The organism is Mucilaginibacter sp. P1_A3 (assembly GCF_056406855.1).
The window spans coordinates 1-23,513 of record NZ_JBFTZJ010000016.1; the positions used below are offsets into that span (position 1 = coordinate 1).

At 41.6% G+C, this 23,513-nt stretch carries 22 protein-coding genes; 8 read left to right on the forward strand and 14 right to left on the reverse strand.

The genetic code is table 11. From position 1 onward, the window contains the following. Positions 1–355: 355 nt before the first annotated feature. From AC1D0K_RS27645 to AC1D0K_RS27675, 7 genes are all read right to left on the reverse strand, one after another. Positions 356–1,696, reverse strand: a complete 1,341-nt coding sequence (locus AC1D0K_RS27645) for a bifunctional folylpolyglutamate synthase/dihydrofolate synthase (protein ID WP_477398383.1) — start codon at positions 1,694–1,696, stop codon at positions 356–358. A gap of 129 nt (positions 1,697–1,825) precedes the next feature. After that, on the reverse strand, positions 1,826–2,641 hold the full coding sequence (locus AC1D0K_RS27650; RefSeq protein WP_477398385.1) for an energy transducer TonB: 816 nt from the start codon (positions 2,639–2,641) through the stop codon (positions 1,826–1,828). A gap of 139 nt (positions 2,642–2,780) precedes the next feature. Beyond that, positions 2,781–3,182 (reverse strand): ExbD/TolR family protein, encoded by a 402-nt coding sequence (locus AC1D0K_RS27655; protein WP_477398387.1) that lies wholly within the window; start codon positions 3,180–3,182, stop codon positions 2,781–2,783. After that, entirely contained in the window at positions 3,179–3,892 is a 714-nt protein-coding gene (locus tag AC1D0K_RS27660; RefSeq protein ID WP_295717314.1) for a MotA/TolQ/ExbB proton channel family protein, read from the reverse strand. The genes AC1D0K_RS27655 and AC1D0K_RS27660 overlap by 4 nt, the downstream gene beginning before the upstream one ends. Then, positions 3,889–4,998 (reverse strand): HU domain-containing protein, encoded by a 1,110-nt coding sequence (locus AC1D0K_RS27665; protein WP_477398389.1) that lies wholly within the window; start codon positions 4,996–4,998, stop codon positions 3,889–3,891. The genes AC1D0K_RS27660 and AC1D0K_RS27665 overlap by 4 nt, the downstream gene beginning before the upstream one ends. 36 nt (positions 4,999–5,034) lie before the next feature. After that, a complete protein-coding gene (locus tag AC1D0K_RS27670; RefSeq protein WP_477398391.1) occupies positions 5,035–6,930 on the reverse strand; it encodes a hypothetical protein in 1,896 nt (631 codons plus the stop codon). 36 nt (positions 6,931–6,966) lie between these two features. Continuing rightward, the gene (locus AC1D0K_RS27675; RefSeq protein WP_477398393.1) at positions 6,967–10,089 is read right to left on the reverse strand and encodes a tetratricopeptide repeat protein; all 3,123 of its coding nucleotides are present in this window, start codon (positions 10,087–10,089) and stop codon (positions 6,967–6,969) included. Between the two features lie 264 nt (positions 10,090–10,353). On the opposite strand from AC1D0K_RS27675, the gene AC1D0K_RS27680 reads away from it, so the two are divergent. The 3 genes from AC1D0K_RS27680 (at position 10,354) to AC1D0K_RS27690 (ending at position 12,563) form a co-directional block, all read left to right on the forward strand. Beyond that, complete coding sequence (locus AC1D0K_RS27680) at positions 10,354–11,466, forward strand: hypothetical protein (protein WP_477398395.1); 1,113 nt, start codon at positions 10,354–10,356, stop codon at positions 11,464–11,466. Between the two features lie 145 nt (positions 11,467–11,611). After that, positions 11,612–12,118: a GbsR/MarR family transcriptional regulator gene (locus AC1D0K_RS27685; protein ID WP_477398397.1), complete on the forward strand. Its 507-nt coding sequence runs from the start codon at positions 11,612–11,614 to the stop codon at positions 12,116–12,118. 73 nt (positions 12,119–12,191) lie between these two features. Continuing rightward, positions 12,192–12,563 (forward strand): hypothetical protein, encoded by a 372-nt coding sequence (locus tag AC1D0K_RS27690; RefSeq protein WP_295717303.1) that lies wholly within the window; start codon positions 12,192–12,194, stop codon positions 12,561–12,563. 72 nt (positions 12,564–12,635) lie between these two features. Here AC1D0K_RS27690 and AC1D0K_RS27695 read toward each other — a convergent pair whose 3' ends face one another. Continuing rightward, positions 12,636–13,007: a response regulator gene (locus AC1D0K_RS27695; protein WP_477398399.1), complete on the reverse strand. Its 372-nt coding sequence runs from the start codon at positions 13,005–13,007 to the stop codon at positions 12,636–12,638. 1,033 nt (positions 13,008–14,040) lie between these two features. Next, a complete protein-coding gene (locus tag AC1D0K_RS27700; RefSeq protein WP_477399139.1) occupies positions 14,041–14,400 on the reverse strand; it encodes a response regulator transcription factor in 360 nt (119 codons plus the stop codon). Positions 14,401–14,791: 391 nt separating this feature from the next. Here AC1D0K_RS27700 and AC1D0K_RS27705 point away from each other — a divergent pair, with 391 nt between their 5' ends. The 5 genes from AC1D0K_RS27705 (at position 14,792) to AC1D0K_RS27725 (ending at position 20,336) form a co-directional block, all read left to right on the forward strand. Beyond that, positions 14,792–16,108 (forward strand): gluconate:H+ symporter, encoded by a 1,317-nt coding sequence (locus AC1D0K_RS27705; protein WP_477399141.1) that lies wholly within the window; start codon positions 14,792–14,794, stop codon positions 16,106–16,108. An 8-nt stretch (positions 16,109–16,116) separates the two neighbouring features. Continuing rightward, on the forward strand, positions 16,117–16,929 hold the full coding sequence (locus tag AC1D0K_RS27710; protein ID WP_477399143.1) for an alpha/beta fold hydrolase: 813 nt from the start codon (positions 16,117–16,119) through the stop codon (positions 16,927–16,929). Between the two features lie 293 nt (positions 16,930–17,222). After that, positions 17,223–17,573 (forward strand): hypothetical protein, encoded by a 351-nt coding sequence (locus AC1D0K_RS27715; protein WP_295717298.1) that lies wholly within the window; start codon positions 17,223–17,225, stop codon positions 17,571–17,573. A gap of 205 nt (positions 17,574–17,778) precedes the next feature. After that, positions 17,779–19,002, forward strand: a complete 1,224-nt coding sequence (locus AC1D0K_RS27720; protein ID WP_477399146.1) for a BamA/TamA family outer membrane protein — start codon at positions 17,779–17,781, stop codon at positions 19,000–19,002. Positions 19,003–19,109: 107 nt separating this feature from the next. After that, on the forward strand, positions 19,110–20,336 hold the full coding sequence (locus AC1D0K_RS27725) for a multidrug effflux MFS transporter (protein WP_477399148.1): 1,227 nt from the start codon (positions 19,110–19,112) through the stop codon (positions 20,334–20,336). 31 nt (positions 20,337–20,367) lie between these two features. Here AC1D0K_RS27725 and AC1D0K_RS27730 read toward each other — a convergent pair whose 3' ends face one another. The 5 genes from AC1D0K_RS27730 to AC1D0K_RS27750 form a co-directional block, all read right to left on the reverse strand. Next, entirely contained in the window at positions 20,368–21,030 is a 663-nt protein-coding gene (locus AC1D0K_RS27730) for a dioxygenase family protein (protein WP_477399150.1), read from the reverse strand. A gap of 81 nt (positions 21,031–21,111) precedes the next feature. Then, on the reverse strand, positions 21,112–21,795 hold the full coding sequence (locus tag AC1D0K_RS27735) for a ClpP family protease (protein ID WP_477399152.1): 684 nt from the start codon (positions 21,793–21,795) through the stop codon (positions 21,112–21,114). A 30-nt stretch (positions 21,796–21,825) separates the two neighbouring features. Next, positions 21,826–22,098 (reverse strand): hypothetical protein, encoded by a 273-nt coding sequence (locus tag AC1D0K_RS27740; protein WP_477399154.1) that lies wholly within the window; start codon positions 22,096–22,098, stop codon positions 21,826–21,828. Continuing rightward, on the reverse strand, positions 22,079–22,624 hold the full coding sequence (locus AC1D0K_RS27745; protein ID WP_477442595.1) for an RNA polymerase sigma factor: 546 nt from the start codon (positions 22,622–22,624) through the stop codon (positions 22,079–22,081). The genes AC1D0K_RS27740 and AC1D0K_RS27745 overlap by 20 nt, the downstream gene beginning before the upstream one ends. 438 nt (positions 22,625–23,062) lie before the next feature. Then, a complete protein-coding gene (locus AC1D0K_RS27750; RefSeq protein ID WP_477394256.1) occupies positions 23,063–23,470 on the reverse strand; it encodes a hypothetical protein in 408 nt (135 codons plus the stop codon). Positions 23,471–23,513 lie beyond the last annotated feature (43 nt).

Here is a 23,513-nt window from a genome sequence, read left to right on the forward strand (position 1 = left end):
GTAATACTTTAAGAAACTTCGGGGATCAGTATCATGTGCTGAATAGAAATCCTTGGCAAACCTAAAAATGGAGTGCTCTCCGCGTTTTACCTGCTCATATTCTGTAATTAGAAAACGATACTTATTCAGGTAGTTCCGCTTTAATGTAAGGTCATTGTTAATGTTTCGCATAACATTTAGCTTTATTCCTTAAAGCTAATTCTGTTACCGAATTAGTTGACCTTTACAATTGCGAGGTACGAAGCAATCGCTACATAGGCAGGTCGAACTTGTATAGTCCCCTCTGTAGAGCTTAGAGATTGCTTCGTGCCTCGCAATGGCGATCTGTTTATCACTCCGGTTCAGATAATCTAAATCATACAACCTCTGCCACCACAAAAGTACTTCCCCCCACAAAAACCAGGTCATTTTCACCGGCATTGTGTTGCGCTGATTGCAGGGCTTGCTTTACCGAAGGGTAAGCCTCCCCGTGCAAATTAAAGCTTTCGGCTTTAAGCTTTAAGCTTTCGGCTTCCAATCCCCGTGGGATATCTGGTTTGCAGAAATAGAAGGTAGCATCTTTGGGCAACATGGCTAATACTTTGGTAATATCCTTATCGTTCACCATACCAATTACAAAATGGAGGTGCTGGTAGTCAACAGCGGCAATATTTTTCATTACTTCCTCAATGCCATCTGGGTTATGCCCTGTATCGCAAATGGTAAGTGGGTTTTGGTTCAATGTTTCCCAACGACCGTGCAAGCCGGTTAAGGTTTTTACCTGGGAGAGCGCTTTACGGATATGGTCATCACTGATATTGAATCCCTGCGAGCGTAATTCTTCAACAGCAGATAAAACCGTTTTTACATTTTTAAGCTGATAAGAGCCGGTAAGGTCGAGATTTAAATCTATAGTCGGATAGTCGGAAAGTCCGGAAGTCGGAAAGTTTTTTTTGACTTTGATGTTTCGCGGTCCGGTTTCCGTAAAACCATCCAACTTTTCACTTTCGGTCTTTTCGACTTTCGGACTTTCGGACTCCCACGTATCAGATGCAAACAAAATATCAGTCACTTCCTTTGCCGCTTTATCAATAAATACCTGAGCTGTTTCGGGCTGATTTTCGCCAATAACTACTGGGATGCCCGGCTTAATGATGCCGGCTTTTTCTGATGCGATGAGTTGTAACGTATCGCCCAAAAGGTTCATGTGGTCCCAGCCGATATTGGTAATTACTGATAACAGGGGAGTGATGATATTGGTGGAATCCAACCTGCCGCCAAGACCGACCTCAATAACGGCAATGTCTACTTTTTCATTAGCGAAGATTTCAAAAGCCAGGCCCACGGTCATTTCAAAAAAGGAGGGCGCTATCTCATCAAAATCACCTTTGTGGGCGGCAACAAAATCAATCACCGTTTGCTCGCTGATCATCTGCCCGTTTATGCGGATCCGCTCTCTGAAATCTTTTAAATGTGGCGATGTATATAAACCCGTTTTATAGCCCGCAGTTTGTAAAATAGCGGCAAGCATATGCGATGTGGAACCTTTACCATTGGTGCCGCCAACATGTACACTTTTAAACCGATCCTGCGGATTGCCCAAACGTTTACAAAGCTCAATGGTATTATGTAAATCGGCTTTAAATGCCGAAGCCCCGTCCCGGGTAAACATGGGGAGTTGGGTGTAAAGGTATTGGATGGTATCTGAGTAGTTCATTTGGGAAGTTGGCAGTTTTCAGTTGGCAGATGATGGTAGAGAGTTCAGCAGCAACTATTGTTAATTAAAGATGCAAAGCTATTAATTGACTATGCAAACTGCAAACTACCTACTGCAAACTGATGACTATTAATTCACCTTAAATACAAATACAACGGTACCTACCTGTGTTTCTGGTGCGGAGTCGAGCGGATTAAGCTTGGAATTTTTAACGGCATCTTCGCATTTCTGGAGCAGCGCTGCATCAGATATGGTTGTACCGCGCGCGCCGGCACGTGCATAAACCACGTTGCCATCTTTATCAACCCTGATATCAACCATAATCTTGCCGCTTTGGCGGTTATCATCACTCACAGCAGGACGGCTTACAAAGCTACGTTGCGACATGTTGAGGTTACCGCCGTTGCCAGATCCAGTTCCGTTATAGTTATTAGTTAAGGTTGTTCCGGTTGGTTTACCCTGGTTGCCGGGTTTGGCGCCTGTTCCGTCGCCTTCACCGGTGCCTGTGGTTGCCTTGCCTTTATATAGCGCGTTTTGGTTTACTACAGGCTTAGCTACAGTTTTTGTAGGCTGGGCCGCGGTTACCGTATTGGTAGGCTTTTTGGTTGGAGTCGCCACTTCAGGGGCGTCCTCGTTATTTTGGGTCACAACAGCTTTGTCGCTGCTTTCTGGCTGCGGTTTTTCTTCGGTTGGTTTTTCGGGGGTAACCTTATCCGGTTTGGTATGGTTTGCTTTTTCGGCTACAGAAGGCTCTTCGGTGCTCATATAGTCGCTGCCCATACCTTCATCAACCGTGCCGTAATTTACCAATATGCCACCGGTACCATCCTCGGTTTTGGGTGGGTTTTGAAACACGATAAAATAACACGCGGCTATCAACACAGTCATGATTATGCCTGTTGCTAAAAACGCTTTCGGATAGTTATTTTCTTCCCTGTATTCCATTTTCTGTATCAAGTATTTAGTATCAAGTATCAAGACAGCGTCTTTGTTAGTATAGGGTCAAGTATCAGGACGGCTGCAATAATTGATTGTAAGCTCATAAAAAAAATCTTGATACTTGATACTAACTACTTGATACTTTCTATCCCTTCGGCTCTGTTGCCAGAACCAGTTTGATGTTTAATTTTTGTGCTATATCCATTACCTGTACCACATCCTGTATGGCTACTGTTTTATCAACATATAAAACAATGGTAAGTTCTGTTGCCAGTGTTTTATAACCCGAAAGGGTAGTTTGCAGGGCATCTACCGGTATTTCTTTTTTATCAACGTAATATTTCAGATCCTTGGTTACCGAAACTGTTATTGTTTTTTTTGATACTGATTGCCCGCTTGATGATTTGGGCAATACCAGTTTTATAACGTTAGGGTTTGTAACTGTTGACGCGATGAGGAAAAACAAAAGCAGGAAGAACATGATATCGTTCATGGCCGAGGTGTGAACCTCTGCCGATGCACCTCTATGTCTTTTTCTTAAATTCATTTGCTCGGCTCCTCTAACAGGTCAATAAATTCAATAGCATCGGTTTCCAGTTTCAGGATCACCTTATCAACCATCATATTTAAAATATGGTAGCAAACATAAGCAACTATACCCACCATTAAACCAGCGGCCGATGTTACCATTTTTACATATAACCCTCCAGATATAACGCCCATACTGATGTTATCTGTTTTTGAAATATCATAAAATATTTTAATTACCCCGGCAATGGTACCCAGGAAACCAAACATGGGTGCAATACCGGCTACAATACCCAATATCCCTATGTTTTTTTCCAGCTTGGATACTTCCAGCTTGCCTACGTTTTCAATAGCGCCTTCAATATCTTTTATAGGGCGACCGATACGTAATAAACCTTTTTGCAGCATGCGGCCCAAAGGCGAATTACTGTTGCGGCAAATAGCAATGGCCGATTCTAAATTACCGGTGTGTATGCTTGAACGTACCTGGACCATCAGGTTCGATTCGTCTCGTGAAGCTTTGCGTATGGTGAAAAAACGTTCGAAAAATATAACCAGGCCCAGTACGGCCAGTATACCGATAGGCACCATTACCCAACCACCCTTTATCAACAGATCGCCAAAACGTAATTCCTCTGGAGGTTGTGCCAACTGTGTGGCTGTATGATTAGCGGTATCTACTAAATGTTTTGCTGTATCTGTTACTTGCTGTATGAATAATAAAGTCATTTCTGAGTGTTAGTGAGTTGTTGAGAATATGAATCTTTGTATATTTTTTTTGAATCAATTAATTTTTGTCTTGCTGCTTCGGCTTCAGCAGAGGAGGCAAAACTGCCAATAATAACCTTAATCCGCGGACCGGTGCCCGGGCCTGTTAATATTCTTGCTTCAACTCCCCTTGCTTTCAGGTCTTTTACAAACAGCTCGCTTTTTGCTGCTGTTTTAAATGAGCCCGCATAAATTACGAAAACAGGTTTAGCAACAGTGTCTGTATTTGCCACAGGCTTATTTAACGCCGAATCGGGTTGGGAAATTGCTTTTGTGCTATCTATCGGTGTATTGGCTTTTTTTACTGTATCAGTATCGGGTTTAACCACCGGCGTTGCCTTTGGCACAGTAGGTAGTTGAATTTCTTCGCCTTTAGAAAAGTTTAGCAGGCTGGGTTTGTATCTGTAAACCCCGAATAATGCAGCCGCCAAAACCACTACTATAATTGAAATAATGACCCAGATGCTTATACCACGTTTTGGCTCAGATTCTTCTTCAGTAAATTCTTCTGGCAAATCAACTGGCTCTACAGGCACTTGAAGCTCCCTTATTGGTGGTGGAAGCGGCAAAGGCTCTGTTGCAGTAACTGCAGCGGCAGCTTCCTGTATTGGTGGCGGTACCGGTGCAGATGCTTGTACTTCGGGTTCCGCAACCTGGTTTAATTTTTTTATGCTAACGGCTTCGTAACCATAAAAAAGCGCATTATCGGTATTGGTTACCTGCGATTTAAAGGCGATTTTGCCCTTATCCATATAAAACCAGCCTAGGTCGGCAAAGGGTACTTCCTGCAGTGAAACTTCTTGTTTTAAAGCGGTTATATATTTATCAGTAAAGTACTTTGATGAAGCCAGCGAAATCTTTTTCTTTTCGGCAATGTACTGGGTTAAGGTATCGTCGCCCTCAAGTGTTTGCGGATCAAATTGTATTTTATAACCGGGCGGATAAAATTTACGCTCTGCCTCATTATAGGTAGCACTTACACGTACGTGCACAAAATAGCCCAGGCCTGGCACGCTTATTTCGCCGTGCTGGCCCAACAGTTCACTTAAATAGTTGGCTATATCCATTTGCTAAAAGTACGGTTTATTGTAAATATCAAATTCTTAAAACGAGAAACCGACGCCGCCAAAGATATTAAATCCGTAGTTAGGATAGTATATCCAGGTTTGATATCCTGAGTTTAAAATGTTATTTGCCTGTGCAAACACGGTAATTACCGGTGTTACGCGGTACTCAACACCTCCATTCAGATCGGCAAATGAGCTGATAGAACGGTTTTGTGTTAACAAATTGGTGTTTGGGGTAGGCGTACCTAATGGCCCTGGCACAATTCCGAAAGGCCTGTCATAAGCGTCTCCACGGATCAGTAATGAGCCTGTTATGCTCACTTTGTTATTGATATGTATGGCGGTACCGGCGGTTAATAAAAACTTGGGCAGGTTCCAGGCCTCTTTTTCGGTGTTCATTTTATAGTCCTTAAACTCAACGCGACCAAAAATATTTACATCATCGGTTGCTTTAAAGTCCAGCTCGCCATTAAAACCAGTTACGCGCGAGCGGCCATTATCATATATCACAATAAATTTATAGCCTTCATTAGTTTGATTGCTTACCAACAGCGGCATATCTTTTACACTATTGCGAAATACCGATGCCTTGAAACTAAGCCCGGGAGCCAACGTGCCTTTTAAACCGGCGCTGATATCCAACTGATCAACAGAGTTTTTAAGCTGGATGTTTTTATCGATATAAGGATTGATGGCGGCAAAATCACGGATGGACGCGCGGTTGATATCGCCCTTGGCTTCTACAAACAGGCGCACATATTTAGGGATCACCTGGTACTCCAGCTTAGCTGCCGGGAATATGAAGAAGCGGTTAAAATCACCAAATTCCTTTTCAATGTTTACACCCGCGTCAATTTTATAATTGGTGCCCTGGAATTTAATATAGGGGTTTAACCTCAGGATGCTGTTGTTTAAATTGTAAAGGCTATCCTTTGGATTGCTTAAATCAATAGATGCGCTTAAGCCAGTATAAAATTGCTTAATGGTTTGGTTTAAAAATCCGGATAACACAATGTTGCTTTCCTTTGCCTGGTAAGCATTGCTAAACGAATAACCTTTTAATTTTACAGCGTATGTAAAATCGTTTTCAACATCTTTAAAGTTTTTGGCCAGCTCAACTTCACCGCTTATTTCGCTAAAGTGTTGTTTTTGAGGAGCGAATGTTAACGGGATGGAATCAGGGTGACCATAAAAATAAACGCCCTGGCGTTTGTAGTTGATACGACCACTGATATTGTTTTCTGAATTGATGCTTTTAATGAATACACCAACCTCATCCTTGCTTTCGTTTTGTTTTTCCCATGATCCGGCTTGCGAAAAATGTTTCAGGAAACCACCAACCTGCAAAGCCTGGTCGCGGCCGTTGCCAAAATAGGCTTCGCCAAGTAGGGTTTTTAAACTACCAACACCAGCTTTAACATAATTGTTAAGTAGTACAGAATCCTGCTCGGCGGGTCTTTTTTGTGGGTCGAGGTGTTTTATTTCAGAATCCTGGTCAAGTTTTTTATCTAAAGTAGTATAGGTAAGCGGTGCTTTAAACGGCGCTTTATCTTCCAGATCGGGGTTGCGGCGAATTTTAACAGCATCGGCTAATACCGGTTTGTATGCTGTGGTTATCACTATTTCTTCGGAAACACTGCTGCCATTTGATGGGTTTGTACCATTACCGCCTTTTTTGGTAGTATCCTGGCTTGCTTTTGCCGCTGCATCGCCCAGGCTTTTTGAAGCGCCTGCATCAGCTTTTTTTGTGCCCGGCTTTGTAGTTGCTTTTTTTACGGGTTTGGCGGTTGCTTTAGCCGGGGTTTTTGCCTTTGCTTTAGCTGCTGTTTTTACTATTGCCTTTTTCGCGGGTTTCTTTGTTTGCGCTTGTGCAGGAACAAAGTATAATGCTATTATTAAGGTAAGCAGCGTGTAGGTGTATCTTGAGTTCATTGCTTGTCTTCTTTTTTATTATTCTTTGGGATCCTGTTAGTTTTGAGATGGAGTTTTAGTGGTATCTGCCGGTGCCGATTTATTAGTATCGTCAGTAGCAGGAACGGCAGGTGCAGCGGTCTTGCTTGTTTTGCCTCCATTTAATACATCCAGTTTTTGTTTGGCTGTTGATAGTATCTCATCGTCGGCCTTATAGTTATCAATAATGCTTTGCAGCGTTGCCTTAGCCTGGAAATTATCTTTTAAAGCCTTATAATTATCAGCCAGCAAAATATAGGTTTTAGCTATCCAGTAATCATAGTTTGGCATTTCTTTAGCCAGGTCAAAACACATTTTTTGCGATGTTTTGTAACGGCCTTTTAAATACTCTACAAGAGCCACATTGTATTTTGCTTCGGCAGCGGCTACTGTTTTGGTGTTGGTAATGGTGTAATTAAGTTCCTTAACAGCAGTTGTGGTATCGCCGCGTTGCAGGTAAGCCTTACCAGCATATAAACCGGTGCGGAACTTATCTTCCTGTGCCGATTTTTCGTTTTCCCTAACCAGTTTTACGTAGTTAAGTACATCATCTGGCATTTGCATTTCAGCGTAGCAAAGCATCAGGTTATTAACGGCAAAAGTATAATCGGCCTTGTATTCGGCGTTTGTTTCTAACCTTTTCAGGAACACTACGGCTTCATTATATTTTTTCTGTTGGATGTACAACTTGGCCATCGCTATGAGCGATTTTTCACTGTAGGCACTTGTCCAGTCGTTTAGTATCAAATTGTAATCGGCAACGGCTTCCTGCGTTCTGTTCAGGTTGGTTAAGCTTTGCGCCCTTATAAACCTTGCTTGTTTTTCATAGATCTGTTTTGCCGGAAACTTATCAAAATAGGCATTTACAGCACCTAAGGTACCTTGCCAGTCGCCTTTTAAATAAAGGTTATTGGCCGCGGTGATCATGATGCTCTCCTGGTCGGCAGTGGTATAGTTACCAATTGGGGTAGTAGTAGCGTAATTGATAAATGTTTGCGCGTCGCCCTTATCGGTGTATATTTTTTCTATCTGTTTAAGAGCTTGCTTGGCTTCATCGGTTGATGAATAGTCCTGTATCACTTTTTTAAATGATTCTACAGCCAGGTCATCATTGCCGGCATTGTAGTCAATTAAGCCAATGGTAACCAACGCACGCGGCACGTAGCTGCTGCGCGGATATTTCTGGATCATGGCCTGCAGGTCTGTTTTGGCCTTATCCCCATCAGTTTTCAGGAAATAGGTATAAGCAATCTCGAATGATGCATCATCCGCGTAATCAGAATTAGGGAACTTGTTCAGCACATCATTCAGTGTACTTATCTTGGTATCAAGTGATCCCTGTAAACCCTGGATCATACCACGCTGAAATAAAGCGTAATCCTCGCCCTGGTTGTGCATGGCAATAATGCGGTTGTAATATTCCAATGCCTTGCCGTAGCTTTTTAACACAAAGTAACTATCGCCAATACGGGTTATAGCATCGTTTTGTGTGCTTGCATCTTTTACATCGCCGGCTAAAAATTTCTCAAAGTAGTTAGCGGCCTTTTTATATTGTTCGCCATAAAACGCGGCGTAAGCTAAAGCATAGTTGGCGTAGTTGGCCACATCTGTTTCTTTAGCCTCGGGCATGGCCAAAAACTGTTCAAACGTTTCAACCGATTCGGTGTATTTACGTACCTCATACATGGATTCGGCCATCCAGTAGGTGGTAAGTGCTTCTGTTTTACTATCAACAGGGTTTTTTAACGAACGCAGGAAAATGCCGATAGCGTTTTCAAACGCGCGTTCATTATAAAACTCCAATCCGCGGTAATAGGTAACTTTTTGGTAGGCTATCTGCGCGCTTTGCGATTTATTGGGGATGGGTTCCAGTATATCAACCGCTTCCTTGTAATTGCGGGAGTTTAAAAGTTCCTCGCCCAGTAATACCTTCATTTCATCGTTACGGCGCGAGCGCGGATAATTTTTAAGGTATAATCTTGTAGCCGCAAGTGCATCAGTATTAAAATCAAGCTCGTATGATAATTTGGCGTACTCATACAAGGCATCTTCCTGTAGTTGCTTATCATAAGTAAGCCTTGATGCATTAAGGAAAGCGTTGCGGGCGCTTTGCTTATTATTCATCTTCAGGAAAACATCACCAAGGGTGTAATTACCGCTTTGGCTGTATATATCTTTTTGCTCCACCAGTTTTTCCAGCTCGGTAGACGCCTGTGCATAATTACCAACTTTATAAAAGGTATAGCCTATTTGGTAGCTATCCTGCGTGTTTTGGGTACGACCCTGGTCGCGGTCCTGGAAACGGCCATAGTATTTAACCGCGTTATCATAATCTGTTTTAGCAAAATATGATGCCGCTATGATGCGCAGCATTTCGGTTTCGTTTTGCTGATGTGTGCTGTTTACAATAGGGACAGCGTAATGGATCACATCATCATAGCGTTTATCTAAAAAGTAAACGGCAGATATGTAGTAAGGATAGCTGTTTTGGTATTTTTTTGAATTTTTTAGCCTTTCAAAATTTACCAAAGCCAGGTGATAATCTTTATTAAGGTAAGCTATGTAAGCAAAGTAATAGGTGGCATCCTCGGTAAATTCAGTCTTTTTGGCTTTTACCTCGGCAAAAAGCAATTGGGCATCCTTAAAGTTACCTATAGAAAAATAGGCATAGCCTTTTCTAAACTTGTATTCGGTATTATCGTGCCCGTTAAGTTCAACTGCCTGTACTTTGTCAAACCATTCCAATGATTTTTCATAATTGCCCTGTTTAAAGTACGATTTACCAATCTGGAAATAAGCTTGCCTGGTAAGCGGGTTTTCGGGATGTTCTTTAATGAAGCGCAAAAACATGCTTTCGGCATCGTCATTATTTAAATTGAGTGCGCAAAAAGCCTCGTAATACTGGCTGTTTTCTTTAACCAGCGATAGGTCTGATTCAAACTGCGGTTGGGTTGTTGTTTTAAGCCGGGATGCTTCGACAAGGCGGAATTGCTCGGCAGCAGACACGTATTTACCTTTATCCATCAGATCAATAGCTGAGTGATAAGTGCGGTAAACTTTGGCAGATGGGTTTTGCTGGGCAAGGGCGTTTGAAGCAATAAATACCGGGATTAGCAGGGGGATGTATCTTTTTTTGATCATAAAGCGCATACTAACGATGGTGCTAAAATAGCGAAACGAAAAAGGGTAATTCACATAAGTAGTTAACAAATGTGGAAAACACTTTTATTAACGAAGGTAATACTAAACATGATATGTGTGTGGAAAACTTTAAAATTGAAGCACATTCCACAGCCGTTTGGCGTTTGGGCCAAAAGTAACTAATTACCATAATTTGCTGCAATTTTTTTGAATATTGGACGTGAGGAATGATATATTTTGCTGGGTGTTTGTTTAATTTTTGCTATGATCCTGATAAACAATTGTAAAAAACGCTTAATGTACAGGATGGTCATGTTGATGATTATTTTGGTTCACGCTATGTTTTGTAAAGCACAAAAAACAAACGGCCCGATTGTTTTAAATGATCAGCAATTTTTGTTTTCGGCAACGGAGTTTTATATAGCCGATGTGGTTGATGACCGTGATGACCGTAGTGCTGTAGCCTGGTTACTCCCCGCCACACAGGTAAACGGGCCGGCGTCAAAATACACCCTCGACCTGAAAGATGGTGCCTCATCATCTATTAAACAATTCATCAACAAGGGGCTTGCTGTTAATAAGGCCCTGCGCCCCATCACTATCCATATTAAGAAGCTGCGACTGGAAGAAACGCTACAGGCAGGGGGGCGAATTGATGGAAAGTTGGGCGTGGTATTTTCTTTTGTGTTACGCCGGAACGGGAATGATGTGCAACTGATTGATTACAAAGGAGGATCAAACTATGTACGCACCTGGGGGCAGCAAATGGATGTAGTCGGGTTATTAGGTAATGTAATTCAGGGTGGAATGGTTTATTTTAATACCTGGATAAACAAACAGGCTGATACCAACATCAAATTGGCTAAAGGGGTAAAACTTGTTTTTACTGAGTACACAGAACAACCCGAAGGTGATACCATTTATTATGCGGCTAACCGGCCGATAAAATGGACCGATTTTCAGCAAAAGCCGCCCACAAGTAAGTATGAGGCCCAGGTTTTTCCCAGCTTTGGTTATGACGAGGAAGTGAAGATGGTAAAAGGAATAATTAATATTCATTTGAGTTTAAAAAGTTACCTTCCTAAAAGTGCTTGCTGGGTAAAGGAGGGGGCACAAACCGCCTACAACCTTAATCACGAGCAAAGGCATTTTGATATAGTAAAAATAGTGGCCATGCATTTTAAGCAACTATTGCTAAAAGAAAAGCTGACCATTGAAAATTATGATGGACCAATTAATGTGCAGTTCCTGGATTCGTTTCGTGAAATGAACGATATGGAAAAGCGCTATGATGACGAAACCAGCCACGGGATTGACCATGATGCACAGGAACAATGGAACAAGAAGATTGATAAGGAATTGGGAAGTATCAAGTAGTTAGTATCAAGTATCAAGACAGCTGCATTGAGGTTTTAGAGTGCTACTATCCAGATATGTTTTGAAAAGTTTTGCTACTAACTATTTGCTACAACTTTAATTTTCATTTATTTTTGAAAGTTTAAAAACTTCGTTATATTTGTACATGGAATTGGCAGAAGGAAAGCTTAAGTTTATTGAGGCCTGGGGTAAGTTGGGATCGGAGTGGGGGATAAACCGTACTATGGCCCAGGTGCATGCTTTGCTGCTGGTTTCGCCGGAGGCTTTAACTACCGAGGAAGTAATGGCCGAATTGAGTATATCCCGTGGTAATGCCAACATGACTCTGCGCGACCTGATTGACTGGGGCCTGGTTGAAAAACAACATAAAACAGGTGAGCGCAAGGAGTTTTTTTACGCTGAAAAAGACACCTGGGCAATTGCACGCCGGGTAGCCGAAGAGCGTAAAAAACGCGAGCTTGATCCGGTTTTAAAAATACTGTCGCAGTTATCAGATGTTAAAGGGGATGAAAAAGATCCGGCCTATAAAACTTTTAAAACATCTGTTGCGGATATTAATAAGCTGGCAAAAAATGTGAACAAAACCCTGGAGACCATGCTGAAAGCCGAAGAGAGCTGGTTTTTTGGATCGATATTTAAAATGTTCAAGTAACATTTTTTTTAATTTTATATTTCAATTTTTCCTGAAAATTCAATAATTTATATATAATAAAAATCACACAATCATGAACTACTTTATTTTAACTTATCTTGTTTACCTGTTGGTGAGCATTGCATTAACAGTATGGGTTGCCAGGGTATTATTTAAAAACGGGCGCATTTTCCTGGTAGATATTTTTCACGGAAATAATGAACTGGCCGATTCTGTAAATAAACTATTAGTAGTTGGTTTCTATCTTATCAATATAGGCTATATGAGTTTGGCCCTGAAAGAAACCGGCGGCATACCCAATACCCAGGTAGTGGTTGAGGTACTGAGCTATAAATTAGGCTGGATCATCCTGATATTAGGAGCTATGCATTTCTTAAACCTGGTAGTGTTTTTTAAATTGCGTAACCGCGCCAAAAGGGATAAAGCTTTTGATGTTAATATTTAAATATAGGTTGTATAAAACAAAAAAGCAGGCTGCAAATTGCGCCTGCTTTTTTGTTTTATATAATGAATTTATTTAAGCTGCTAAACCCAACTGTCTTTTTACACTGCGCAGTAAAACATCAATATCAAAGGGCTTGGCTATAAAATCATCGGGGCATCCTTCTTGATTTAATGAACCGGAGGAAACATAGTGGCTTGCAGAAACCAGGATAACAGGGATATCATGCGTTTCTTTACCGGCCTTGAGATGTTTGCATAGGTCGCGGCCATCTAAACCGCCAAGCATAATATCCAGCAGTATCAAATCTGGCTGATGTTCTCTTATCGTGTTAAACAGGTTGTACCCGTTTGATAGTGTTTCCACCTCATAGCCAGAATCTTCAAGTATATATTTTAAAACCTCTAATATATCGTTGTCGTCGTCCACCGCTAATATCCTTCTCATGGTAATATTTATTATGTATTCTATTAAATGGTGTGCTTATTAGTTAATAAAACGCATCATGATAATAGAAGCAAATGTTATACCAAGTTTATGCAGTGGTACTTAAAATGAGAATAATAAGGTAATTACACACTTTTTTTTGTTGGAATAGTGTAATAACTTTTTAATAATTTCAAATATTTCCTTAAAAAAGGTCAACAATAAAAAAAAATACTACACTAAGGTGGTGGAAATTGCTGCAAAGCTGCAGTTTAACTGATTATTCGTTATGCCCGGTAAACACATAGCTTGATTTTTTGCAACCTGCACAAAAGTATTTTCTGATAGGTAAAAAAAATAAAATATTTTTGGCGAACCAGCTTCTGTGCATTTGGAAATGGAATTGCTTTCCGCATTTTCCGCAATAATATACTTTTCTCGACATTGTTTTATAGTGCCTGCCTTTTATAAAAATAGGCGGGGCTACCAAATTACGATATCCCAATTATAACGGATGTAAAAGTTATAAAAAAAATACGAATACGTTAGTATAGTGTTTTGGTAGTTTAATTATTTAACAATTAATTAAACAAATACATATCGTTTACGCTGGCATCTATAGCAAATGTATCTTTTTGTAGGAAGAAAGAATAACAGGTGTTTTACAAAGAAACCTCTCGGAACCCTATTGTCGAGTTCTATTTTGCATTTGGGACATATAGGGAGCTTTTTGGGGCCCGCGCTGACGCTTTCATGAGAATTTATCGGTACAACCATAATACAATCAGGGGTTTATTGTATTTACTAATCTGTTTAAAAATCTACTAAACAAAGATATTAAAATTGCTAATATCTTAACTATCAGTATAAATTATTATGTGATTTTGATTATTGGCTAATAAAATTGAGATATTCTTAATAAGAGAGGCGTTTATACCACTTTTTTTAATATTTATCGATTTTGCCTGGAGAAGATAGGTAATTTGATAAACCTGGATGTAGTTTTATACCCCACAGTTATGGGCTGGAAACTGAGCTGAGGATGCTTTAAATATTATTTAATCAGGCTATTAACCTTTTCAACAAGTTCAATAAGATCAAAGGGTTTATTAATGATGCCATCGCAGCCATAATTTAGCAGCTGGTCTGTATTACTTACGTAAGCAGAAAAAATAATAACAGGAATATTGGCAAACTTAGGATGAAGCTTAATGCTTTTACAAATTTCGCCCCCATTTGTGCCGGCAACGCGGTAATCTAATATAACCAGATCGGGATTAAACTCTTCAATCAAAGGCAATACTTTATCGCTCTCAGCAGTGCTGATTACTTCAAATTGCTCATACGTGAGGGTTTCATGAACAATTTCTAAAATGTCCTGGTTATCATCTAATACTAAAATACGTTTTGACATAAAAAACAGTGAAAAAGTGTAAAGGCTAAAATGTAGTTAAGTACGCTGATAAATTATTTGAATCAGTTAGCGCGATGGCAGGGCTAAAAATTTGTTTAATAGATCAATAAACAAACTTAATCATTTTTCTATTAAGTATTGGTAATTACAATTGGTTTTTAGTAATTTATTTTTTGTTCTAATTAATAAATTATTAAATAAAGATTTTTTTTGCTCTGCGGTTTTGCTTTTTATACTTAATCGGGATAGGCAGGAATGGTTTCCTGATCTATATTGTATTGTAAAAGGTTTGCGCATATAAATCCTAAACTCAAATATTGTTATTACTTTAGGCCGCTAATATTTGCTTTTTAGTAAAGTCCCCGTCCTAAACGTATAACAGTTTGATATAATGGCACTATTAATTATTCTTGTTTGTATAATTCTGCTTGTTTTATTAGTGAGCTGGATTAAGTTAAATCCCTTTATCGCATTTCTGATTGTTTCCATAGCTGCCGGCTTAATGTTGGGGATTCCTGTAAACAAGGTTACTGCATCGGTACAAAAAGGGATGGGTGATATTATGGGTCAATTGCTCATCATTATTTGCCTGGGCGCCATGCTGGGCAAATTGGTAGCGGTGAGTGGCGCTGCCCAAAAAATTGCCGAAGTATTAGTTAAAGCCGTTGGTGAAAAATACATTCAATGGGCACTGGTTACTGCCGGGTTTATTATAGGCATACCCTTGTTTTATGGCATCGGCTTTGTGCTGATGGTGCCACTCATATTTTCGGTAGTGTACAAATATAAGCTCCCGGCGGTATATATTGGCTTGCCTATGCTGGCTTCCTTATCAGTTACTCATGGGTTTTTGCCGCCGCATCCATCACCATCGGCACTGGTGGTGCTGTTTCATGCAAATATGGCCACTACCTTTATTTATGGCTTAATGATTGCCATCCCGGCAATTATACTTGCAGGACCGGTGTTTGCTCAATTCCTAAAAAAAATACCATCAGAGCCGCTTGCTACATTCAGAGCAGAAGAATTGCCCGCAGATAAATTACCGGGTGGCTTCAATAGCTTTTTTACTGCCTTGCTGCCGGTTATGCTATTGATGCTAACCGCTTTTTTTCCGTACCTGGGTTTCAAAAACAAGGAATTATTAAAGGTTGTGGCCTTCCTGGGTGATCCATCTATTGTAATGCTGATTGCGCTTTTAGTAGCTACTTACACTTTGGGCATAAAACAAGGGAAAAAAATGAGCCAGCTGGCCGTTAATTATACGGATGCTATAAAAGATATTTCCTTAATCATGCTCATTATTGCAGGTTCGGGTGCTTTTAAGGAGGTATTAACTGCCAGTGGCGTGAGCAACCAGATAGCTACCCAGTTGCAGGCCTTTAACCTGCCTCCGCTGATATTGGGCTGGGTTATTGCCGCCATAATTCGTGTTAGTTTAGGTTCGGCTACCGTTGCTGGATTAACGGCCGCGGGCATTGTAGCTTCGGTAGTGCTTCAAAACCATGTGAACCCTAATTTAATGGTGCTTTCTATTGGCGCGGGGAGCCTGGCGTTCTCGCATGTTAACGATTCTGGATTTTGGCTGTATAAAGAATATTTTAACCTGAGTATAAAAGATACCATTAAATCATGGTCGGTGATGGAAACATTGGTTTCGGTTATCGGTTTAGTGGGTGTATTGATCATTAACCAGTTTGTAAAGTAATCATCTCCATGAAAAAGCTATTTAAGGCAGGAGCCATATTAACGCTGATGCTGCTGATGTACCATGTTGGCTTTGCACAGGAAGGTACTGCCGGGAGTTATTATACCTCGTTTGATGGCACTAAGATCTACTACGAAGTTAAGGGGGAGGGCTTTCCCGTTTTGCTGATCCATGGGTTTTCGGGTACGGGGCAGGGCTGGAAGAACGGTCCGCTTTTTAATGATCTGTTGAACGCCGGCTATAAAGTGATCATACTGGATCAGCGTGGAAATGGCCGATCAGACAAGCCACATACCGACGCCGGGTACGCTCATGATGCCGAAGCTAAAGATATTATGGGCCTGGTAAGTAGTTTAGGTATCAAAAAATATAATGTAGTGGGTTATTCGCGCGGCTCAATCATTGCATCGCGTATATTGGTTTTAGATAAAAGGGTGCAAAAACTGGTAATGGGTGGTATGGGCGATGCATACACCAACCCCGATTGGCCAAGGCGTGTGCATGCGTATAAGGCACTCACGGGCGATACCACTTTTCACGATGTGGATGGCATGATCAAATACATTCATAGCAATCCCTTGTTTGATGTTACCGCGCTTGCCCTGCAACAAAAATACCAGCCATCAACCAGTAAGGCTGAACTGGCTAAAGTGAAAATACCGGTACAAATAATTTGCGGAACAGAGGACAAAGGCGGTGGATCTGAAGAAGGGCTTCAGCAAGCCATACCGGGGGCTAAATTAACTTACATTCCCGGCGATCATAATATTGCAGGCAAAAGTGTACAGTTTTCTGATACAGTATTGGCTTTTCTGAAGTAAAAATGCAGTTGCAGCAGCGGCAAGGATTTTTGCAGCTACGAATAACCGGGATGCTGTTAGCGGAGTGTGATTTTTCTGATTGGAGTTGAATTGCTTATGTTCAATCGCCTGTTTATTAGTTTTTTACTTAAAAATAAAAGCTAAGCTGGCTATAGCAAACTCTTGCGATTAAATTCAAATAATCTCCTGCCGGGCGCTCCAAACGGCCCAGCGCTCATCACAAACTATATTTCGGCTTGTTATTTGCATGGGTATCAAATGTATATTTTGTCACACTTATCAGATACATTGTTATGAAAAAGTTAATCATATTCGCTTGCTTGTGTTTTGCGTTCCTGCTCACGTTCGCATCAAACATACAAGCGCAAACCACCAGGAAAAAAGGAATCAGCGATCAGGGTAAAGGAGCCATTATAGGCGGCGCCGGCGGTGCCGTTGCAGGTGGCTTAATAGGGCATAACGTTGGCGGCGCATTACTTGGCGGCGCGGTTGGTGCCGGCGGTGGTTACATCGTTGGTAATGAAATTCGCCGTTCCAGGGAGAAAAAGGAACGTGCGCGCCGTATTGCATGGCGTAGGGCGCATCCAAGGCATCACCGTCCTTACAGTAAAACCACTACTGTAACCACTGTTAAATATCAATAAGGTTAAAAAAAGTTAAAATAACTTAATAAGCCTGCGGTTATTTCAATCGCGGGCTTTTTCTTGCTATCTTAAGGCTCCACCGCATAAATGGGGGCTTAAGGAATAAGTTTCATTAAATGCTTAACAATCAAATTATTCGTTAAAGTATTGAGTAAATTATTAAAAAACACCAAACAGCATATTTAAGTATTCCGTTTAATATATAATGGGTAAAGCGTTTATAGTATTATTATTTTGTTCAATTCCCTACGTTGTGATGGCACAAAACGCCATTCCCATTGCCGATACCCTTAAAAGCAAAACGGATACTATTGCACAAAGAGACCTGATAGATATTTTCAGATCTGTGTTTAATATTAAGCCCAGAAAGGTATCAACCGTTGAGAAGAAAAAGTTCTATTTTTCTATTTTACCCATATCCGCATCAGACGGGCGAAGCGGCGGGAGGGCTTTATTCACTTCAACCACAGCCGGTTTTTATCTTGGCGACCCGGCAACAACCAACCTTTCCAGTTTTGTATTTACGCCTTATTTTAATTTAAAAGGCCGCTATGGTTTGCCTATCAGATCAAACATTTGGCTTAATAATAACCAATGGAACATAACAGGCGATACCCGTTTGCTGGTTTACCCACAGTTCACCTGGGGCTTGGGTGGCAATGCGCCCGAAGATCATAAATTTTTGGTTAATTACAACTATGTACGTTTTTACCAAACAGTGCTAAAAAAAATAAAGCCATATTTTTACGCGGGTGTAGGTTATAACCTGGATTACTATGTGGATATTGAAAACCAGGGTGACAATACCCTGCGTAATTTTAGCAATTATAAATATGGCACGGCCACAAACCAGGATGCTTTCTCATCAGGGGCTACGCTGAATTTATTGTACGATACCCGTAAAAACTCCATTGATCCATTACCCGGAGCTTACGCTAATATATCGTACAGGTTTAATACCAGGTTGCTGGGCAGCCATACCAATTGGCAATCGTTATATATTGATGTGCGTAAGTACGTTTCGCTAACCAATTCGGGACCTAAAAATGTGCTGGCCTTCTGGTCATACTATTGGACATCGCTTACACCTGGAACGCCCTACCTCAACCTGCCCAGCCTGGGTTGGGAGCCTTACCAGCGATCGGGCCGAGGGTTTAAACAGAATCGCTACCGGGGCCAGCGCCTTGCCTATTTTGAAACCGAATACCGCCGCGATATTACCCGTAACGGTTTGCTGGGCTTTGTGTTATTTGCAAACGTAAACTCCGTTACCGAGCCCGATAATATGAAATTTACCTTTTGGCACCCGGCCGCTGGCTCGGGGTTGCGGTTTAAATTCAACAAAAAAGCTGGCACAAATATCAGCCTCGATTATGGGGTAAGCCGCAACTATTCGTCCATAAACCTCAATCTGGGCGAAACTTTTTAAGTCCGGGTTCATGGGCAATAGTCCATTGTTAGTGGTATCTTTGGCCCGTAATTTTAATACCCTTAAAACCCGTTGACCACGGTCAATCGACCATCAACTAATAGCATATGACCAAAAAACGATACTTTTTTTTAATCCTCATATTAGGTTCGCTCACCGCTTTAGGGCCATTTTCAATAGATATGTACCTGCCTGGTTTTAAGGCGATAGCAAAATATTTGCATACCAGTACCGATCAGGTGGCACTATCACTTTCCAGCTTTTTTATAGGCATATCTGCCGGGCAGTTATTATATGGCCCCTTGCTGGATAGGTACGGGCGCAAAAAGCCTTTATATTTTGGTTTATGCCTGTACATCGTAACATCTATAGGCTGTTTCTTTTCCACCTCGCTGGAGATGCTGATCATTATGCGTTTTTTCCAGGCGGTGGGCAGTTGCGCGGCAGGGGTGGCCTCCATGACCATGGTACGTGATCTGTTCCCGGTAAAAGACAATGCAAAGGTATTTGCCTTGCTTATTTTGGTGCTTGGCGCTTCGCCCATGGTTGCGCCAACTGTGGGCAGCTATATAACAGCTGCATTTGAGTGGCAGGTAATATTTTTAATCTTAACCATTATAGCCGTGTTAATATTGCTGGCCGTTATATTCTTTTTACCGGAAAGCTATCAGCCCGACCCCTCATTTTCCCTAAAACCCAAACCCATCATCACCAACTTTTGGGAAGTGATGAAAAATCCACAGTTTTTTACCTACGCCATAAGCGGTGCCTTCGCCTTTGCAGGTTTGTTTGCCTATGTTGCCTCATCGCCTATCGTGTTTATAGAGGTATTTAAAGTGAGCCAGAAGTCCTTTGGCTGGATCTTCGCGGGGCTTTCGGTTGGATTTATTGGCTCCAGCCAGGTGAACAGCATGCTGGTGAGGAGATACAGCAGCGAACAACTGGTAAATGCATTTTTGATTTGTATGGTTGTTATTTCGGTAGTGTTTTTAATAGGGTCCTTTAATGGTTGGTTTGGGATGGGAGGCGCCATTGTTATGATATTTGGGGTTTTATGCTGTGTTGGTATCTGCAGCCCAAATACATCGGCGCTATCGCTTGCTCCTTTTACTAAAAATGCAGGCTCCGCTTCGGCGCTTTTAGGGGCGTTTCAAATGGCTGTGGGTTCATTGGCATCTGTTGGCGTTACGCTGATAAAAAGCCAAACCACTTTGCCAATGGCAGGGGTAATGGCCGCATCATCAATATTGGCTTTGCTGATATTGGTTATTGGCAGGAGGTTTATTAAGAACAAGGTGGAAGCAGTGGCGGGTGCGGCTGTTGTTAGTCACTAATGATAAAGCGCTAAAAATGGTGTTTGTATTATTAGGCCACGCTTACTTTATAATATCCCGTTAATTCTCCTTTTTTGTTGGCTGTTATATTCATGATAAGGGTATCGTGTCTTTTAGTGTCCTTATCAACCCTTAATTCGTAATCTTCGGTAATTGTTGTGGGGTTGGGCCCTTTAGGATATAGTGGTTGCTTGTGGATCGTATTTTCGACTTTTTTATCAAAAAACAGGTTGGTAGTAAGTACAGTTTCACCATTGATGTGAACTTTGGCGTGCAGATGTGTTAAGCGGTTGGTATACCAACCAGGGAATATGGATGTAAACTCGCATTTACCCTTGTCATCCGTTACCTGGTAACCTCTTAGCCAGGTTTCATTTAATGTATTTTCTGCTTTAAAATCCGAGTAATGACCTTCACTATCGCACTGCCAGATATCTACTATAGCGCCTTTAATGGGTTTGCAATGCTTATCCTCAACCATGAAAATATATTTTACCGACGTACCTGCTTTATGCTCCACAATATTTGCACGATTTAATTTTTCATTTTTATAGTAAGGGCCTTCCGGTACGGGCGGGGTGATAGGATCATCGCAATCTGTTAAAAGATCTTTTGCAGGGTTGTTTTTTGTTGAAGAAAAAAGACCTGCAAAAAAAGGGATACCTAATAATGAGATAAATTGGCTACGGTTCATTTCGGTAGGTTTAATTGAAAAATCGGTACATTAAAGTTAAATATAAAAGCACAGATTTTTCAAACCCCGTCAAAGTTTTATTTACATCAGCACCTCATCAATAATCCCAAATCCCTTAGCCTCGTCGGCTATCATCCAGTAATCACGGTCTGATACTTCGTAAACCTTTTCGTAAGGCTGGCCGCTATGTTTGGCAATGATCTCGTATAGTTCCTGCTTTATTTTGAGTACCTGGCGGGATGCAATCTCGATATCAGATGCCATACCCTGCGCGCCGCCAGATGGCTGATGCAGCATCACCCTGGAATGGCGTAAGGCCGCGCGTTTGCCTGCTGCGCCTCCGCATAACAGCACCGCGCCCATGGATAGGGCCATCCCGGTGCAAATGGTTGCCACATCGGGGCTGATGAAATGCATGGTATCATAAATACCCAAACCTGCATATACCGAGCCGCCCGGTGAGTTGATATACATCTGAATATCTTTTTTAGCATCTGTGGATTGCAGAAAAAGCAGCTGTGCCTGTATAATGTTGGCCACATTATCGTCAACTGCCTGGCCCATGAAAATGATGCGGTCCATCATCAGGCGCGAGAATACATCCATTTGGGCTACGCGCATTTCGCGCTCTTCGGTAATGTAGGGCGTCATGGCCGTAGGCAAGGCACTTTTTTCGACCCCTGAGATATAACTATCTACCTGCGAACCGGCAATAGCATGGTGCATGACCGCATATTTGCGGAATTCCTGTTTATCGATATTCATGAAAATATTGGTTTTGTGGTAAGCTTTGCCTTACCTGTTTAAAAATATGCGGGCTATTTTTTGTTTGAAACTGAGGTGTTCTGGTTGGGTGAATAATTGTTGATGTATAGCTTCTATCTCTTGTTTTAGCTGCCTGCGGCCATACTGCTGCACCAAAGTATAAACCTGTTTTTGGGCTGATACACTAGCTTGCAGCTCAGTATCCAGCAATAGCCTGGCATCAAATAATAATGTATCACCAGGATGCAGTTTGTTAAGCAGGTGGGCTTCTATTTGCGCTATGTTATTTAAGGAAGTCCTCATACGTTAATGCTTTTTGTTTAACAGTTTCCCTCACTTTTTCGATGCATTTGTATTTCTGCACCGTTGCCGAGCGCACGCCCGAAAAACCGAATGTTGCTGCCACCTCCGTCATCGGTAATTTATCGTAATAAAAGGAGCGGAGCAGTTCCATACAGCGCTTACCGGCAGTTTCTAAAAAGCGAAGCAACTTATGTTCATCCGGTATGGATACAATTTCGGTCGTGGAGTTAGCTACCTGAGCTTCATTAAGAGGCGATGTTTGGCTGCCTTCCTTATAGCGTTTGAGCCACAGGTATCTTGCGGTGCCATAAATATAGGCACCATTGCTGTTGTTTATGGCTAAGCCGGTAGAAGCTGTTTTTTCGTAATAACTGAGCAAGGCATCCTGGAAAACATCCTTAGCCTCATCAAATGACCCGCCGCAGCGGGATACATATTTCGCCACAGCCGGGAAAACTTTTTGATATAAGGCTATAAAAAGCTCCTGCCTTTTTGCCGCCTGTTCCTGTAATTTAACCGCATCCATTGTTTACTGTTTATTACTATGTGCAAGTTAAGGAAGATATATCACCTTTTTTTGAAGATTTTTGGAGCAAGGATTTTTGGATTAGGGAGCAAGGATTTTCGGACGAAGGAGCAAGGATTAACTTCGTTGAGTGGTTACGCAGTTTTTGGACAAGGAGGTAGGAAGGGGTTAGATCAGGATTCAAAGCGCGGTTGCAGATGGAATGTCGACGAAACCCCTCCCTGCCATTGCGCGCATTTCAACCGCACCCCTCCCATTGGGGAGGGAATTAAAAAACTTCAGGAAATCTATTCTATTCCCGCAGTTTGTGTCCCCACAAACTGCTGCTACCACGTTAATTGTGCAAGCTGTTTGTGAGGACACAAACAGCGGGAGGATATGACTTTATTTACTTTAACTACACGAACCCCGCAACACGCCACCCGCAACACGAACCTCCTAAAACTTACTCGCCCGTAACGCAGTTACTTTGGAGCCATCTGCTCCTATCGTTTCAAAAACAATTTTGCTTTCTGTTAACTCCGATACGGTGAAAACATAACTGCGTGTTTTACCGTCGGGTAGCACTTCTGTTATGTTCATATTGCTGCCATTAAGGGTAAAACTGCCGTGCGCCAGGAATTTACCACCCCATACAATAAGGAATTTCATTTCGGGGGTAAATTGAATATAGGGGACAACCTCATCCAGGTCGGCCTTTTTCATTGTATCCGGCGGACTGGCATTGGGATGTTCAACCTTTACGTATTTCCATTTGCCGGTAAGAGTTGTAACGCTAACCGATGGCTTGCATGATGTTAGCAGGAACAATACAACGGCTAATAGTAAAAAGCTATGTTTAATCATGACAGGTAATATTTTAGCCAAGCTATGCAATTGCCTTTAAAAT